This is a genomic window from Pseudomonas sp. NPDC098747, assembly GCF_044760045.1.
In the GTDB taxonomy this organism is placed as follows: Bacteria; Pseudomonadota; Gammaproteobacteria; order Pseudomonadales; family Pseudomonadaceae; genus Aquipseudomonas.
The window spans coordinates 13,612-29,829 of sequence record NZ_JBIWAL010000010.1 but is presented as its reverse complement, the minus strand read 5'-3'; the positions used below and the strand labels follow the sequence as shown (position 1 = coordinate 29,829).

The following is a 16,218-nucleotide window of genomic DNA, read 5'->3' as shown; positions in this document are numbered from 1 at the left end:
GTCAAAATCTGAGTTCGACTCACAGCTGATTGCGTGACATTCCTGAGTTCAACTCGATCATCCAGGTCGGTGAAGCTCTCGCTATCAACTCAATCAGTCCCCTCTCCCTCTGGGAGAGGGTTAGGGTGAGGGCTTCGACGGCGTCACGGTCGCGTACTGGTTAAGCTCCTGCGCCAAGGTCAACGCATTGCCAATAGCGGCGCCACTGGCGGTATTGTCGAAGATGCACCAGGTCGCAGCACCTTCGGCACTCGCGGTCTGCAAGGCTTGCGCAAGTTGTTGCAGGTACGGCAAATCGTAGGCGCTATGGTAAATGCGCGGCGAACCGTGCAAGCGCCAATACTGCACGCCGCGCCAGCCACTCGGCGACGGGTCACAGCTGATTCTTGAGGGATCGACCGCCGCTTGGGCGATCTGATACCTGATCAACAATGGCTCGGCATCGGCCCACGAAGCCTGTCGCGGTTCCAGCACCACGGCGCCGGCAAAGCGCTCGCGCAATGCGCTGAAAAATGCTTCGGCGATGGCTTCATCAAACGCCATTGAAGGCGGTAACTGCACCAGCAAACACCCGAGGCGATCGCCTAAGCTGCTGCATTGTTCGAGAAACTCATCGAGCGCCGTTTCACTGCCTGCCAGGCGCAATTCATGGCTGATGTGTTTGGGAACTTTCACTGAAAAACGAAAGCCGTCCGGCACCGAATCGGCCCAGCGCTCGTAGGTCTGGTGGCGATGGGGACGGTAAAACGAACTGTTGATTTCCACGCTGTTGAATAGCGCGGCATAGCGATGCAGGTGCGTGCCCTCCACCGGAAACGCCGGCCAATGCTCGCGCCCCAGACTCCAGCCTGCGCAACCGATGTAAATCAAATCGATTCCTCCACATTTTGCGTCGCCCTTCTCCTCTGGACATTCTGGCTGACGGCGAAGTTTCGATTGATTGCGCGATGTCGGATTGCCTTTTATCAATTGCTCGACGAGTTTTTTGAGGCGTAGAGAGGATTGCGCGCTTAGCGATGCGGATGCACCGTCCACGCCACCAGTTTGATCACGATGGGCCGGACGACGAGGATGCACAGGAACGCCACCGGCATCGCCAGTTTGTAAGCGTGCAGCGTATTACTCAGGTAGTTGTTACCAATGCCGGAATTGGATGCGGTGATCACCAGCGACATCAGAAACGCCATGATCGTCGCCATGTACAACGCAAACACATAGGGCGTGGCACGCGCTGACAGCTTGCGGCGGCTGACATACAGGGCATCGGAGCTTGTTCTTTGATTCATATGGCTTTTGCATCCATTGACAGGGAGCGGGCACCTTAGCAAAGCCGATTACCCTCAACTAGACGGCCAATCACAGGTACTTTATAAAGTATTACTTACGAATCCACTTCTCGGCAGGCCATGGATGAATCTGTTAGCGGCGATTGCCAGTTTTATCAAAGTGGTCGAATCGGGCTCCATTGTCGGTGCCGCCAAAACTCTGGGCGTCAGTGCAGCGGCGGTGAGTCAGACGATCAATCGTCTGGAAGCGCATCTCGGCGTGCGACTGCTGCAACGCACGACGCGGAGCATGGCGCTGACTGAAAACGGCGCGGTGTACTACGAAAAGGTCAAGCGCATCGCGGCTGATCTGGAGTCAGCACAAAGCTCAATCAGTAATGAAGAAGCCGAATTGCAGGGGCGACTGAGCATCGCCTCGACGTCCGCATTCGGCCGACATGTGCTCGCGCCGCTGATCGCTGGTTTCGCCGCGCAGCATCCGCGCCTGCTGCTTGAGCTGCAGACCACAGACGGCAAGATTAGCCACATTCAGGACGGCATTGATCTGAGCCTGCGGATCAAACCGCAACTGGAAGATGGCATCGTCGCGCGCAAGATCGTTTCGCTGCCCTTCATCCTGTGCGCCGCCCCCGCCTATCTAGAACGGGCAGGCGTGCCGCAATCGCCGCACGATCTGCAAAACCATGCGTGCCTGGCGTTTCGTTATCCTCTGGATGGACGATTTCTGCGCTGGAGTTTTCTGCGCGACGGCCAGCGTTACGAAGCCAACATCAATGCCACAGCGATCAGCGACGATATCGACGCACTGGCGCAGATGGCAATCAGCGGCGCCGGCATCACGCGTTTGGCGGAGTTCGTGGCGACGCCTTACATTGCCAGCGGTCAACTGCTGCCGCTGTTCGAAACGCATCATGGCGCAACATGCGCGGTTGTCGAACCCATGGAGATTTACGCCTGCGTGCAGGAACGCGCGGCGATGACGCCGAAGGTCAAAGCCTTCATGGACTATATGACTGAACATCTGGCTGCGCGCTGGCCGATGGAACAGGGGTCATCGAGGCTTTAAAAGTTACTCGCTGAAACGCGCGGATTGAGGCAAAGTCCGCCACGCCATCGAGGCTCATCAAGGAAGATAAAAACAATGAAAAACGCTTTAGGCGTCCTGTTTCTGCTGTGCCTGACCACCCACGTATTCGCTGACGACACGCCTATCGGTTTCCAGCGCTCTACGCTGCCGGACGCGAACAATGAGCGTCCACTGGAAATGGTCGTTTGGTACCCCGCCCGCGCATCCGCCACCCCACCGAAGTTGATCGGCGACAATCCGGCTTTTGTCGGTGTCCTGTCTGTCGAAAACGCGCCACCGGCTGAAGGCGAACACCCATTGGTGGTGCTCTCCCACGGGTACCGCGGCAACTGGACTAACCAGGCATGGCTGGCGAGTGCACTGGCCCATCAGGGTTACATTGTCGCGGCGGTCAATCATCCAGGCAGCACCACGCAGGACCGTAGCCCGCAAGCGGCGGCGCAGTTATGGCAGCGTCCTGCCGACATTGGTCGGGCCATCGATGGGGTGACGGCTCAGCCGGAAAAGTTTGGTGCCGTCGCGCAGGAGCGAATTGCAGTGGTCGGCCACTCACTCGGTGGCTGGACTGCAATGGAAATCGCTGGCGCGCGTTTCGACGCCGACCGGTTTGCCCGCGACTGCAGCGCTCATCAGAAGTTAGCCAGTTGCACCGTTTACCAAACCATGAATCCCGCAAGCAACCCGGCATCAAAGGCCCGACTCGCCGCCGATTTGCGCGACAAGCGCGTCACTGCCGTTGTGGCATTGGATCTGGGTTTATCACGCGGCTTCACGGATGCCAGCCTTGCAGCGCTGCCGGTGCCGGCGCTGGTGATCGCGGCAGGCGTGCCGTCGGAAGATCTGCCGGCTGAGCTGGAATCCGCTGACCTGGCCAAGCGTCTGCCGAAAACGTCGAGCCAATACGTTGAAATCGGCGATGCCAGCCATTTCAGCTTTGTGGCGCTGTGCAAACCGGGCGCTATGGCAATGCTCGAAGAAGACGTGCCCGGTGATGGCGTCATCTGCACGGACGGCGACGGTGGACGTGCGCGCGAGGTGATTCAGCAGCAGGTGATTTCGCTGATCAGCGAGTTTTTGCAGCGGTCTGCGGGTGAGTGAACAAACGCTCAATGGATCGAGCAAACATTCGTCATCAATCAGGAAACACACCACATAGGGCATTTCCCTGATAACCATGGACGATAGGTCCCAAGATCATCAGGGGCCCGCAGGCGTACATGGGCGTTACGAATGTCTCTCCACTACGCATCTTGCAGACAGGCAACTTCAAGGGGATAGGCACAATAACTGCCCAAAGCGTAACACCGCACCATTCTCGGTGGGTCTCGCCACTGTCCGCTTCGTATTGATATCCCGGTTTACGCGTTGAAACTGATACCCCGACACAGCCAGAAAGCGTTAGTGCGAGTGCTGTAACAAATGAAATTGTTCTGAGGTGGAACTGACTTTGCATTGCAGGCTTTATCCGTAAAAATCCAATCGCCTGGCAGTGTCCGTCGACAACGCCAGCATCCATGTGGGTGAAAAAACGGGATTCTATCCTCTTGAGGTAAAAGCCACTAACTGGGCTCAGGTTTTTTTCCCAAGACGAAACGCCACTCAACCATGAGGTCTTTAATGACGTTTCCCCAGACCTTCCTGGGCAGTTGCCTTTGCGATGCAGTGAAGTACCAGATCAACTCCAGACCTAAAGCACTTTCTCATTGCCATTGCAGCCAGTGCCGCAAGAGCCATGGTGCGGCATTTGCCAGCTATGGCAGCGTGCCTCGTGCAGATCTGGAATTGCTGCAAGGCGCCGAGGACATCAAGGCCTACCGCTCTTCTGAATCAGTACTGCGCGAGTTCTGCTCTCACTGCGGTTCCTCGTTGTTCTGGTCGCGCAGTCAGGGTGAGTTTGCCGACTGGATTTCGATAGCGCTTGGGACGCTGGATACGCCTTTCACTGGCGATAAACAGAAGCATGTCGAGGTAGCGTCCAAGGCGCCCTGGTATGACATTCAGGACGACAGGCCTCAGCGCCAATCCTGAAGCGTTGAATGAAACGACATCTTTCTCTACGGTGTCTCACTATTCTCAGCCAGTCACGATGAGGTCCGTTTCATGAGCAAAGCGCCCTACGTTCCGCCCAAGGTCTGGAAAAACGAAGCAGCGTCCGGCGGCCAGTTTGCCAGCATTAATCGTCCGATTGCCGAGCCGACGCACGAGAAGACGCTGCCGGTCGGCAAGCATCCGTTGCAGCTCTACTCGCTGGCCACGCCCAATGGGGTGAAGGTGACCATCCTGCTTGAGGAGTTGCTGGCGCTGGGGCACAGCGCCGCTGAATACGACGCGTGGCTGATCCGCATTGGCGAGGGCGATCAGTTCTCCAGCGGTTTTGTCGAGATCAATCCGAATTCGAAAATTCCTGCGCTGCTCGACCGCAGTGTCGAGCCACCGATTCGGGTTTTCGAGTCGGGCTCGATCCTGCTGTATCTCGCGGAGAAGTTCGGGGCTTTCCTGCCCAAAGACCCGGCGGGACGCACCGAAACCCTCAACTGGCTGTTCTGGCAGATGGGCTCGGCGCCGTATCTGGGCGGCGGGTTCGGGCACTTCTACGCCTATGCGCCGGAGAAGCTTGAGTACCCGATCAATCGCTTCACCATGGAAGCCAAGCGGCAACTGGACGTGCTAGATCGGCGCCTGGCCGAGAGCCCGTATCTTGCCGGCGACAGCTACACCATCGCCGACATCGCGGTCTGGCCGTGGTACGGCCAACTGGTGCGCAATAATGTTTATTCGGCGGCGGAGTTTCTTGCGGCCCACGAGTACACCCACGTCCAGCGCTGGGCAGAGGAGATCGCCAATCGACCGGCCGTCATCCGTGGACAGCGCGTCAACCGCACGTGGGGTGATGAGGCGAGCCAGGTTCCCGAGCGGCATCAGGCTGAAGATTTGAGCTAGGCGAGATCTGCGTTTCCTCAACAGCGCCGTGGCCGACTCAGCACTCAGGTTGACCGGTCGCGGCTGGACTGTTTGCCCTCCACCCTTTCCCCGAGTTGCGCCTTTCAACTTCCCACGCAAAGACTGCCTGCGGCGCGACCGCCGACGTAGAGCCTGCGCAGATGTGAAAAATTTGTTAACTAACTGAATGGTGAGCCTTTCTTCAAGTGATTCAATCTGACAGACTAATGCGAATAATTCATAAACGCATATGCATCAGATTCGTCTTTAGTATCCTTGGGGAAGCAGATTGATGTCGTTTCACACCCGTTATCGCCGTTCGAACCTTTCGCCTAACTTGCTGGCATTGGCCATCTGCATGGCCGGTGCCACCCCGGCCATGGCCGATGAAGCAACGCCAACCACGCCAGAAAATACCGCGGCGCCCGCCACGCTGGAGCTCGGCGCGACCGAAATCGGCGCCACGCAAATGAGCAGCACAACGGAAGGTTCAGAGTCGTACACCACGGGCCCGATGCAGACCGCGACCAAGCTGTCGTTGACCATGCGCGAAACGCCGCAGGCGGTGACGGTCATCACCCGCCAGCGCATGGACGATCAGGGCATGACCAGCATCAACGATGTGGTGCGGGGCACGCCAGGGTTGTTCCTCAATCAATCCAGCGGCCCGGGCCGGCAGAACTACAGCGCCCGCGGTTTCGACATCGACAACATCATGTACGACGGCCTGCCCAGCTCTTACCAGCCGTACTCGATGGCGGTGCAGCCGAACCTGGCGATGTTCGACCGGGTTGAAATCGTCCGTGGTGCGACCGGCCTGGTGACCGGTGCCGGCAACCCGTCGGCAGCGATCAACATGGTGCGCAAACGCCCGACGGCCACCCCGCAAGTGACGCTCACCGGTGCAGCCGGCAGTTGGGATGATTACCGCGGCGAGGTCGACGCCTCCGGCGCGCTCAACGAAAGCGGCACATTGCGTGGCCGCGTAGTGGGTTCCTATCAGGGCGCCGACAGTTTCCGCGACAAAGAACAAAACGATCACGGCCTGTTCTACGCCATCGGCGAAGCCGACCTGAGCGACGCCACGACGGCGACTCTGGGTTTCTCTCGTCAAAATGAACAGACCAACTATTTCTGGGGCGGTTTGCCGATCGGCACCAACGGCCATCACCTCGACCTGCCCCGCTCCACCTACCCGGGCACGGATTGGGAAAACAAGAAACTGCAGATCGACACGGTCTTCGGTGACGTCGAGCATCGTTTCGACAACGATTGGAAACTGCATGTAGCCGGTTCCTCATCGACGCTGAACGGCGAATTCTCCGGCTCTTACCTGTCGCGTTACGCCGGCCCGCTCGAAACCACGGCCTATCAGTCGCACAACACCGACAAACAGCGCGCTTTCGACGGTTTTGCCAGCGGCCCGTTCGATGCCTTTGGTCGCACCCACGAACTGGTCGTCGGCGCCAGCAATCGCGTCTACGATGCAACGTCCAAGGAATACGACCCCTACACCACGGCCTGGCCAATCGGTGCACCAAAGCCCAACTTCGTGCGTGATGGCAAGACGCGTAGCGTCACCACTCAGGATGCGGTTTACCTGACCACCCGTTTGAGCCTGGCCGATCCGCTGACGCTGATCCTCGGCAGCCGTCTCGACTGGTATGACTACGATGACCGCACCACCGACGGCGACTATAAAGTCACCCGCAACCTGACGCGTTATGCCGGCCTGATCTACAAACTGGACGACCATTACTCCGTTTACGCCAGCTACACGGACATATTCACCCCACAAACCCAAAAAGACCTTTCCGGTAAAGTGCTGGAGCCAATCGTCGGCGAAAACTACGAGGTCGGCATCAAGGGTGAATATTTCAACGGCGCCCTCAACGCCAGTCTGGCCGTGTTTCAGATGGACCAGACCGGTCGCTCGACCACGGCGGACAACCAGTTGGGTTGCCCGGTGATGACCTGCTACAACGCGTCCGGCAAAGTGCGCAGCCAAGGCATCGACATGGAGCTGCAAGGCGCGCTGACCGAAAACTGGCAGCTCGGCGCTGGCTACACCTACACCCGCGCGCATTACATCAAGGACGAAAATCCGGCCAACAACAATCAAAAATTCGACAGCGACACACCTGAGCACTTGTTCAAGGTCTCTACGATGTATCGCCTGCAAGGCCCACTGGAAAAACTCCGCGTCGGCGGCAGCGTTTACTGGCAGAGCCGCATGTATAACGACATCGCGCTCAGCAATGGCAGCAGCTATCGTCTCGAACAGGGCAGCTACGCGACCGCCGACCTGATGGCCGGCTACGAAGTCAGCAAACACCTCGACCTGCAGGTCAACGCGAACAACATCTTCGACCGCGTTTACTACTCCGCCATCGGCAGTAACGTCACCTGGGGGGCTAACGACAACTACGGCAACCCGCGCAGCTACATGCTGACGGCTAAATACAAGTTCTGAGTCGCGTAACCCTCACGACGGCATATGCAAAGGGCGCCGCAGCATTGATGCGGCGCCTGTCATCCTGAGCATGCACTTATGCCGTCTGGCGACGCATCGTCAGGATCGCCGCACCAAAACCGATGAACGTCGTCCCCACCACGCGGCTGACCCAACGGGACAGCGCCGGGCGGGTCAATACGCCCTTCGCCCGTGATGCCAGCGCGGCATAGACACTCAACGACGACACCGACAGCGCCATGAAAATCGAAGTCAGGATCAGGAACTGCGGCAGCAACGCCGCGCCCTGATCGATGAACTGCGGGAACAGCGCGGTGAAAAACATCGTCGCCTTGGGATTGGTCACTGCGGTGAGGAAGGCTGACTTATAAAGTTTGCCGCGAGTCGGGCGCGGTTTGTGCGTGTCGCCCTCAGTACCCTCTGGGAGCATCGGACCCTTTTTGCACAGCTGTTTGACCCCAAGGTAGAACAGATAGCCGGCACCGATGATCTTCACCGCATTGAACAACCACTCGGAACTGGCCAGCAACGCGCCCAACCCCAACATGGCCGCCGCTGACAGGCAAAACAGGCCACTGGCATTGCCCAGCGATGACCAGATCGTGCTGCGCTGCCCGTGAGCCAGGCTGTTGTTGATCGCCATCAGCGTCGCCGGGCCTGGGCTTGCGATGGCAATCGCGGCGACCAGGGTAAAAGCCAGAATCGAGTGAGAATCCATTTTCAGTGCTCGTGGTAGGTGAGAGATGGCATGTTACCTGTCTGTCGCTACACAGAAATACACGATTCACCCTGTGGGGGTTTGAAAGCAAAAAAAAACCCGCAACCCAATAAAGGCGCGGGGTAAAAAATTGGTTGGTTGCGGCCAACCAAAGGAGCTCTGTCAGATACGGTCAACAGGCGCAATCAAATGCAGTCCTGGGCTGCCCGTTCAAAACTGGAAGGCATGAAATTCGAGGCCAGCAGGTGACGCTCGTAAAGGAACACTTTGCCGCCGCTGCCGGCCTTGTAGGCTTCCAGCACGTTGTCCGCCGAGACCTTGCTCGGCACCACGATCCGGTAGCTGCGCTGGGTCTGCGAGACGGTCGGGTTCAGCGCGATGCCCTGCAACTTGGGCACGACGCAATCGGCGTACTGCGCAGGGGTTTTGTTGGTCTGCAAGGTCAGGGTCGGGTCGTTTGGTGCAGACGCGCAGCCGGCAAGCAGCAAGGAAGCGACAGCCATGGCAGAAACGAATAAAGGACGCATCGGTGTAATCCTGAAAATAAAGTTTCGGTTCAACCGGCAACGGCTCAGCTTCCCGGCGCCGCCGTTGCTATTTGTGTTTGCAATGTTCAGCTTGCCGAGACCAACGCCTTGAGCGAGTTGTCGAACTGCTTCAATGCGTTGAGTTGCAAGTCACGTTGCTTATCGATCTGCGCGGCGATTTGCGGCGCCGCCTGGTTATGTACCCAGACCGACGGCATCTGCTTTTCCACCGCGCCTTCAGCCTTGCCGATGTATCGCAGGTCGGCGTCGTAGAACCGCGCGGTAAAGCGCGCTTCGACCAGATTGTTGCGTTGGGTCAGCAGACGATTGAACGTGTCGAGCTTCACCACCACATCGGGATGGGCCTGCACCAGTTCGTCGAGGCTGTCGTAGACAGTCACCGACAAAAACTGCCGTTGTAACGAACTCATCAGCCAGTCGATGGCCAGTTCCGGGTCGGAACTGGCGACGAAAGCGTCGCGAATCCGCGAGTCGAGCGCATCTTTTGCGCCGTTGATGGCCATGTCGTGGTAACGCTCAAGGTATTGCAGGTTGTCCAGGGTGTTTTCGCTGTACAGCACGCCAACAGTCTGCGAATGCTGCAACGTGGCGCTGCTGCCGGTGATGGTTTGTAAATGACACGACCGGGCATTGTCGGCGTAGGTCGGTGCAGCGACAGCGCCCATCAGCAGGGCCGCCAGCGCCAGTCGAGTCAGAATGTTCATCGCGCAAATTCCTTGAGCTGCGTGTTCGATGGAGGCGATTTTCCGCCCATCGCCGGCAAAGCAGAACTTGCGTTTGGTGATGGTCACTATTACTTCTAGCGATAGTTGCGCAATGTGCAGACTGATTACACACTCGATCACAACTAGAACAAGATGAATGAGGAATCCTCCTTGAGAACATTTGACCTGATCCGCGACGCCGTTCTATCCGAATATCGCGATCGCGTGGCTGAATACCTGGTCCAGTACGAAAGCGTGTTGCTGAACAAGGATGACGCTGACCCGCAGCTCATCCGGGACACTGCCAATCAGTTGCGCGGCTATTTGCGCGGGCTGAACACCACACGGGTTTTGGGCATGGCGTATTGGGAAGAGCTGGATCGACGGGTTGTCGACACGTGGCTCACGGTAGACGAATGACCAAGAATCCAAGCGTATTCGCCTGACCGGGCTCACCACTCCAGGATCACCACACCCATGTCCAGCCTCGATACCTCACTGCAAGACAGCGCCGCGCCCGAGGGCGTTTGCTACGGCTGCGGCGGCAGCAACCCGCACGGCCTGCACATCAAGAGCCATTGGCATGAGGACGGTGTGCACGTCATCGCCGAGCATCTGCCGGAGGCCAAGTACTGCGGCTGGCCAGACCTGGTCTACGGCGGGCTGATCGCGATGCTGGTCGACTGCCATTCCAACTGGACGGCGATGGCCTATCACTACGGCGCAGAAAACCGCGAAGCCGGCACCCTGCCCCGCATCGATTGCGTCACTGGCAACCTCGGCATCAAGTTCATCAAACCGACACCGATGGGCGTAGCACTGACCCTGCGGGCGAAAGTCGAGGGTGAAGTCGGGCGTAAAACGCGGGTGATCTGCGAGGTGTTTGCGGGGGACGTGCTGACAGCGGTGGGTGATTCGGTGTTTGTCCGGGTCGATACCGGGCAGTTGGCGGATGCTGCGCATAAGCGCTAAGCAACTGTGGCGAGGGAGCTTGCTCGCTCGCCACAGGTATTCGATGTCACAGGTACTTCCGTGACAGCACTGCTCAAGGAATCAAGCCTTCACATTCGCTCGCGCCGAATGCAGCTTTTTATAGCTCTCGATCAAGCGCAAATGCCGATCAAGGCCTTCCAGCTTCATGCTCGTCGGCGTCAAGCCATAGAAACGCACGCTGCCGTTCACCGAACCAATGGCCGCGTCCATGCGCTCTTTGCCAAACATGCGGCGGAAGTTGGATTCGTAGTCGGCCAGTTCCAGATCTTCGTCCAGTTCCATTTCCAGTACCACGTTCACCGCTTGGTAGAACAAGCCGCGTTCAACAGTGTTGTCGTTGTATTGCAGAAAGGCTTCGACGAGGTCTTTCGCCTGATCAAACTTTTGCAGCGCCAGGTAGATCAGCAGGCGCAGTTCGAGGATGGTCAACTTGCCCCACGGCGTGTTGTCGTCGAACTCGATGCCGATCAGGGTGGTGATGTCGGTGTAATCGTCCAGCTCGCTTTTTTCCAGACCCTGGGCCAGGTTGCGCAGGCCGACTTTGCTCAGGCTGTGCAGGTTGAGGATGTCGGCGCGAAATTGCAGCGCCTTGTTGGTGTTGTCCCAGATCAGGTCGTCCACCGGATAGATTTCCGAGTAGTCCGGCACCAGAATCCGGCAGGCCTTGGCGCCGATGTGCTCGTAGACCGCCATGTAGACTTCTTTGCCCATGTCTTCGAGGATGCCGAACAACGTTGCGGCTTCTTCGGCATTGGAGTTTTCGCCGTGGCCAGAGAAGTCCCACTCGACGAATTCGAAGTCTGCCTTGGCACTGAAGAAGCGCCACGACACCACTCCGCTGGAGTCGATGAAGTGCTCGACAAAGTTATTCGGCTCGGTCACCGCCTGCCCCGAAAAAGTCGGCTGCGGCAGATCGTTCAGGCCTTCAAAGCTGCGGCCCTGCAACAGCTCGGTCAGGCTACGCTCCAGCGCGACTTCCAGGCTTGGATGCGCGCCAAATGAGGCAAACACGCCGCCCGTGCGCGGGTTCATCAGGGTCACGCACATCACCGGAAACTCACCGCCCAGCGACGCATCCTTGACCAGCACCGGGAAACCCTGCTCTTCCAGGCCCTTGATGCCGGCGAGAATGCTTGGGTATTTCTCCAGCACGTGCTGTGGCACATCCGGCAGCGCCATTTCACCTTCGAGAATTTCGCGCTTGACCGCGCGCTCGAAGATTTCCGACAGGCACTGCACCTGTGCTTCGGCCAGCGTGTTGCCGGCACTCATGCCGTTGCTGAGGAACAGGTTTTCGATCAGGTTGGACGGGAAGTACACCACTTCATTGTCGGACTGGCGCACAAACGGCAGCGAGCAGATGCCACGCTGAGTGTTGCCGGAGTTGGTGTCGTAAAGGTTCGAGCCACGCAACTCGCCATCGCTGTTGTAAATCTCAAGGCAGTATTCGTCGAGGATCTCGCTCGGCAATTCGTCTTTCGGGCCAGGCTGGAACCAGCGCTCATCCGGGTAATGCACAAATTCTGCGCTGGCGATGTCTTCGCCCCAGAACTGATCGTTGTAGAAGAAGTTGCAGTTCAGCCGCTCGATGAATTCACCCAGCGCGGACGCCAGTGCACCTTCCTTGGTCGCACCCTTGCCGTTGGTGAAGCACATCGGCGAGTGCGCGTCACGGATATGCAGCGACCACACATTGGGCACGATATTGCGCCACGAAGCGATTTCGATCTTCATGCCCAGGTCGGCGAGAATTGCCGACATGTTGGCGATGGTCTGTTCCAGCGGCAGGTCCTTGCCGGCGATGTAGGTGCCCGCCTCCGAGCCCGAGTGCGGCATCAGCAAGGCCTGGGCATCGGCGTCAAGATTCTCGACTTCTTCGATGATGAATTCCGGGCCGGTCTGCACGACCTTCTTCACCGTGCAGCGGTCGATCGAGCGCAGGATGCCCAAGCGATCCTTTTCAGAAATGTCCGCTGGCAATTCGACCTGGATCTTGAAGATCTGGTTGTAGCGGTTTTCCGGGTCGACGATGTTGTTTTGCGACAGGCGAATGTTTTCCGTGGGGATATTGCGCGTGTCGCAGTACAACTTCACAAAGTAAGCCGCGCACAAGGCCGACGATGCCAGGAAGTAGTCGAACGGCCCCGGTGCCGAGCCATCGCCCTTGTAGCGGATGGGCTGATCGGCGATCACCGTGAAGTCGTCGAACTTGGCTTCAAGTCGAAGGTTGTCGAGAAAGTTGACCTTGATTTCCATGCGGGATTACCAGAATACGGCTAAACGAATGGCGGCCATTATCCGGTTTTTGAGCGGGAAGTCTTGTGCTTTCGGGAATCGCCGCTGACCGGTGCCACGCCGTTTTCGGGCGTAAAATGCACGCTCGACCCAAGAGTTGCGGGGTCAGTCGTCCCTTGTTGCAAACTGGCAAAAGCAAATTCTTCAGGTGTTCACTACGCTTCTACAGATTCCGATCAGCATGATCCTGAACAAGAATCTGAACATTGCGCCCGTGCCGCTGTTCTAGATTCAGAAGACTGCGGATCAAGGACGAGCGAATGGACATTTCCACTAATGCAGCGCCGCTTCCCCCAAGACAGAGCGCCGTCACTTGGCGCCTAGCGGTCGCCGTGGGCGCGCTGTTCGTCACCGGGGTGATTGCTGCGGCAGTCGCCCTGCTCGGCATCGCCAACAGGCTGGATGCCGAGGAAGTCAAAAAGACCGAGTTCTACTCGGTTCGCGCTCTGGAAAACCGCATCACTGCGTCGAAAAACTACATCACCAGTTACGCCTACTGGACCACGGCCTATGAACGCTTGAGCGATAAGGTCGACACCCACTGGGCCTATACCGAGCAAAACCTGGGCAAAACGCTGTTCACCGCTGACGGCTATGATGGCGTGTTCGTGTTGGATAGCGAGCGCACCAAATACGCCGTGGTTCGCGGGCAAATGCTCGATGCGGATGTCGCGGCGTTCCTGGAGATCAGCGCGACCTCGCTGCTGGATCAGGTGCAAGGCCAAAGCGACTTGACCCAACCCGTCAGCCGCTATTCACTTTTCGAGGGCTGGCCGGCGCTGGTGTCGGCAGCGGCCATTTTGCCTAACGATGAGCGCGCACTGAACACTGCGCAGAAAACCTCTGTGCTGGTGTTCGTCGACAAACTCACCCCAACCAAACTGCGCAAGATCGGCAGCGGTTACGGTTTGAAAAACCTGACCCTTGCCCTGGATGAAACCCTGCACCCGGCCCGCCCGCGAGTGCCGCTGGACAGCACCGGTTATAGTCTGGTAGCCGATCTGGAGCGGCCGGGGCAACAGTTATTGTGGTCATTGCTGCCCACCCTCGGCGCAACAATGGTGGTGTTAATGCTGCTGACCGCGTATTTCTTCCGCCACGCCTTGCGCTCATCGCGGTATGTCGACGAAAGTTTTGCGGTGATGCAGTCCTCCAACCTTGCACTGGAAGCCGCCAACCTTGGTCTGGAAGCCAGTGAAGAGCGTTTTCGTGCGGTGGCGGAAGCCGCTTCAGACTGGATCTGGGAGATCGACCGGCATCTGTCGCTGACCTATTTGTCGGCGCGCTTCAGCGAAGTGACCGGTTACCCACAAACCCTTTGGCAGGGCCAGGACATCGGTCAACTGCTGTTTTGCGACACCACGCCGCTGGAACTGTGGCTGCGGAAACTGAACGAGGAAGGTCACGCCAGCGACCTGCGTTGCACTTACCGCGACCATTCCGGGCAGCAACGTCATTGCCGTCTTTCGGCTCGCCCGATCTTCGACAAGCATGTCGTCATCGGTTATCGCGGCACCGCCAGCGATATCACCGACGAGGTCGCCGCCCATGCTCAAATCCAGCACTTGTCCATGCACGATGCCCTGACCGGGCTGCCCAATCGCAACAAACTCGCGCGTTATCTGGATGAAGCGCTGATGCTCAGGGAGCACGCGCCGGCGCTGTCGCTGCTGATGATTGACCTGGACAACTTCAAACCGATCAATGATTCGCTCGGCCATCCGGCCGGTGATGCGGTGCTGCAAGAAGTCGCCGCCCGTTTGCGTGAATGCACCCGCGACGATGACATCGTCGCCAGGCTTGGCGGGGACGAATTTGTCGTGGTGCTCAATGGCATGGACACACCTAACGAAATCGACAAATTCTGCACCCGTCTGATCGGTAGCCTGCATCAACCGGTGATCTTCGAACATCACCCGCTGCACATCGGCGCCAGCATCGGCATTGCCCTTAGCCGGCGCCATGGATTTACCCCCAGCGAACTGATCCGCTACGCCGACATTGCGCTGTATCAGGCCAAATCCGAGGGCAAAAACACCTGGTGTTATTTTGAAGCGCACATGAGTGACCAGATCCAGACACGCCGGCAAATGGAAGACGACCTGCGCCATGCGCTCAAGCACAACGAGTTTATCCTGCACTATCAACCGCGTTACAAAGTTGATGGCAAGCAGATCGTTTCGGTCGAGGCTCTGGTGCGCTGGCAGCATCCGATCAAGGGCTTGCTTGGGCCCGATCTGTTTATTCCGCTGGCGGAGCAGACCGACCTGATCGTCCCGCTCGGGCGCTGGGTGTTGCGTGAGGCTTGCGAAACGGCCCTGACCTGGCCGGAAGACATTATGCTGTCGGTCAATCTTTCGCCTGCACAGTTCGCCAGAAGTGACGTGGTCGAGGATGTCCGCGAAGTGCTGGTCGACACCCGTTTCCCGGCCAGTCGCCTGGAGCTTGAGATCACTGAAAACGTCATGCTCAACGACACCGACGGCGCGCTGACCACCATGACAGCTCTTAAAGAGCTGGGCGTACGCCTGAACATGGACGACTTCGGCACCGGTTACTCATCGCTTGGTTACCTGCGCGCGTATCCGTTCGACGGCATCAAGATCGACAAGCGCTTCATCGCCTCGATCAGCAGCGGCGCCAATGATCGGGCGGTGGTGCAAGCGATCATCGGACTGGGCAAAGCCATGGGCCTGACCGTCACTGCTGAAGGCGTCGAAACCGCGGAGCAACTGGATATTCTGGGCGCCGATCAATGCAACGAAGTACAGGGTTACTTCATGAGTCGGCCGGTCGACAAAGCTGCGTTCATGCGTCTGCTGCAAGCGTCCAGAAGCACCCAAGCGGAGCAGCCGAAAGCCAAAAAAGGCCGCGTTATGAGCGGCCTGAATCTGGAGGGCTTGTGAGGCAGATCAACCGCTTGAGCGTAATCGGGCGGTATCAACTGCGTGTTTGACTCGTGTCGCTGGTGAACACACTGCCCGCATCCCGAACCAACTGCCGCCACTCGGCGCTGGTGATCAGTCCCTCCTCCTCCATTTCATCGGCGGCCTTGAGCAGCTCGTCGTACTGTTGCTCGGGGTCCATCTGCAATTGCGACTGCGTCGCCAATTTGCGCCATGCCGCCAGTAATTCTCTCTTACGCTGATCGAACATAGGGTTTAACTCATGAGG

15 protein-coding genes are annotated in these 16,218 nt (G+C 58.2%); 8 read left to right on the top strand and 7 right to left on the bottom strand.

The window, feature by feature from the left end; translation table 11 throughout:
- Positions 1-120 precede the first annotated feature (120 nt).
- Both ACIQVE_RS08670 and ACIQVE_RS08665 read right to left on the bottom strand, forming a co-directional pair.
- Entirely contained in the window at positions 121-870 is a 750-nt protein-coding gene (locus tag ACIQVE_RS08670; protein ID WP_402806801.1) for a DUF72 domain-containing protein, read from the bottom strand.
- A gap of 140 nt (positions 871-1,010) precedes the next feature.
- Positions 1,011-1,286, bottom strand: coding sequence for a DUF2798 domain-containing protein (locus tag ACIQVE_RS08665; protein ID WP_402806799.1), 276 nt, complete (start codon positions 1,284-1,286; stop codon positions 1,011-1,013).
- A 124-nt stretch (positions 1,287-1,410) separates the two neighbouring features.
- On the opposite strand from ACIQVE_RS08665, the gene ACIQVE_RS08660 reads away from it, so the two are divergent.
- The 5 genes from ACIQVE_RS08660 (at position 1,411) to ACIQVE_RS08640 (ending at position 7,786) form a co-directional block, all read left to right on the top strand.
- A complete protein-coding gene (locus tag ACIQVE_RS08660) occupies positions 1,411-2,352 on the top strand; it encodes a LysR substrate-binding domain-containing protein (protein WP_402806796.1) in 942 nt (313 codons plus the stop codon).
- 75 nt (positions 2,353-2,427) lie between these two features.
- Positions 2,428-3,471 (top strand): alpha/beta hydrolase family protein, encoded by a 1,044-nt coding sequence (locus tag ACIQVE_RS08655; RefSeq protein ID WP_402806794.1) that lies wholly within the window; start codon positions 2,428-2,430, stop codon positions 3,469-3,471.
- A 519-nt stretch (positions 3,472-3,990) separates the two neighbouring features.
- Positions 3,991-4,401, top strand: a complete 411-nt coding sequence (locus ACIQVE_RS08650; RefSeq protein ID WP_402806792.1) for a GFA family protein — start codon at positions 3,991-3,993, stop codon at positions 4,399-4,401.
- 72 nt (positions 4,402-4,473) lie between these two features.
- Entirely contained in the window at positions 4,474-5,313 is an 840-nt protein-coding gene (gene yghU / locus ACIQVE_RS08645; RefSeq protein ID WP_402806790.1) for a glutathione-dependent disulfide-bond oxidoreductase, read from the top strand.
- Positions 5,314-5,605: 292 nt separating this feature from the next.
- Positions 5,606-7,786 carry a TonB-dependent siderophore receptor gene (locus ACIQVE_RS08640; protein ID WP_402806787.1) on the top strand — a complete coding sequence of 727 codons (2,181 nt, stop codon included), beginning with the start codon at positions 5,606-5,608 and terminating at the stop codon, positions 7,784-7,786.
- A 76-nt stretch (positions 7,787-7,862) separates the two neighbouring features.
- Here ACIQVE_RS08640 and ACIQVE_RS08635 read toward each other — a convergent pair whose 3' ends face one another.
- From ACIQVE_RS08635 to ACIQVE_RS08625, 3 genes are all read right to left on the bottom strand, one after another.
- Positions 7,863-8,504: a LysE family translocator gene (locus tag ACIQVE_RS08635; protein ID WP_402806784.1), complete on the bottom strand. Its 642-nt coding sequence runs from the start codon at positions 8,502-8,504 to the stop codon at positions 7,863-7,865.
- Between the two features lie 185 nt (positions 8,505-8,689).
- Complete coding sequence (locus ACIQVE_RS08630; protein WP_402806781.1) at positions 8,690-9,031, bottom strand: hypothetical protein; 342 nt, start codon at positions 9,029-9,031, stop codon at positions 8,690-8,692.
- Positions 9,032-9,117: 86 nt separating this feature from the next.
- Positions 9,118-9,756, bottom strand: a complete 639-nt coding sequence (locus tag ACIQVE_RS08625) for an ATPase (RefSeq protein WP_402806778.1) — start codon at positions 9,754-9,756, stop codon at positions 9,118-9,120.
- A 171-nt stretch (positions 9,757-9,927) separates the two neighbouring features.
- Between ACIQVE_RS08625 and ACIQVE_RS08620 the strand changes: the two genes are divergently transcribed.
- Positions 9,928-10,176 carry a hypothetical protein gene (locus ACIQVE_RS08620; protein WP_402806776.1) on the top strand — a complete coding sequence of 83 codons (249 nt, stop codon included), beginning with the start codon at positions 9,928-9,930 and terminating at the stop codon, positions 10,174-10,176.
- 57 nt (positions 10,177-10,233) lie between these two features.
- Entirely contained in the window at positions 10,234-10,728 is a 495-nt protein-coding gene (locus ACIQVE_RS08615; protein ID WP_402806774.1) for a PaaI family thioesterase, read from the top strand.
- A gap of 81 nt (positions 10,729-10,809) precedes the next feature.
- Here the strand turns inward: ACIQVE_RS08615 and ACIQVE_RS08610 are convergent, their stop codons facing one another.
- Positions 10,810-13,005 (bottom strand): OsmC domain/YcaO domain-containing protein, encoded by a 2,196-nt coding sequence (locus ACIQVE_RS08610; protein WP_402806771.1) that lies wholly within the window; start codon positions 13,003-13,005, stop codon positions 10,810-10,812.
- Between the two features lie 299 nt (positions 13,006-13,304).
- Between ACIQVE_RS08610 and ACIQVE_RS08605 the strand changes: the two genes are divergently transcribed.
- Positions 13,305-15,950, top strand: coding sequence for an EAL domain-containing protein (locus ACIQVE_RS08605; RefSeq protein WP_402806769.1), 2,646 nt, complete (start codon positions 13,305-13,307; stop codon positions 15,948-15,950).
- 34 nt (positions 15,951-15,984) lie between these two features.
- On the opposite strand, the gene ACIQVE_RS08600 is transcribed toward ACIQVE_RS08605, so the two are convergent.
- A complete protein-coding gene (locus ACIQVE_RS08600) occupies positions 15,985-16,200 on the bottom strand; it encodes a hypothetical protein (RefSeq protein ID WP_402806766.1) in 216 nt (71 codons plus the stop codon).
- Between the last annotated feature and the right edge of the window lie 18 nt (positions 16,201-16,218).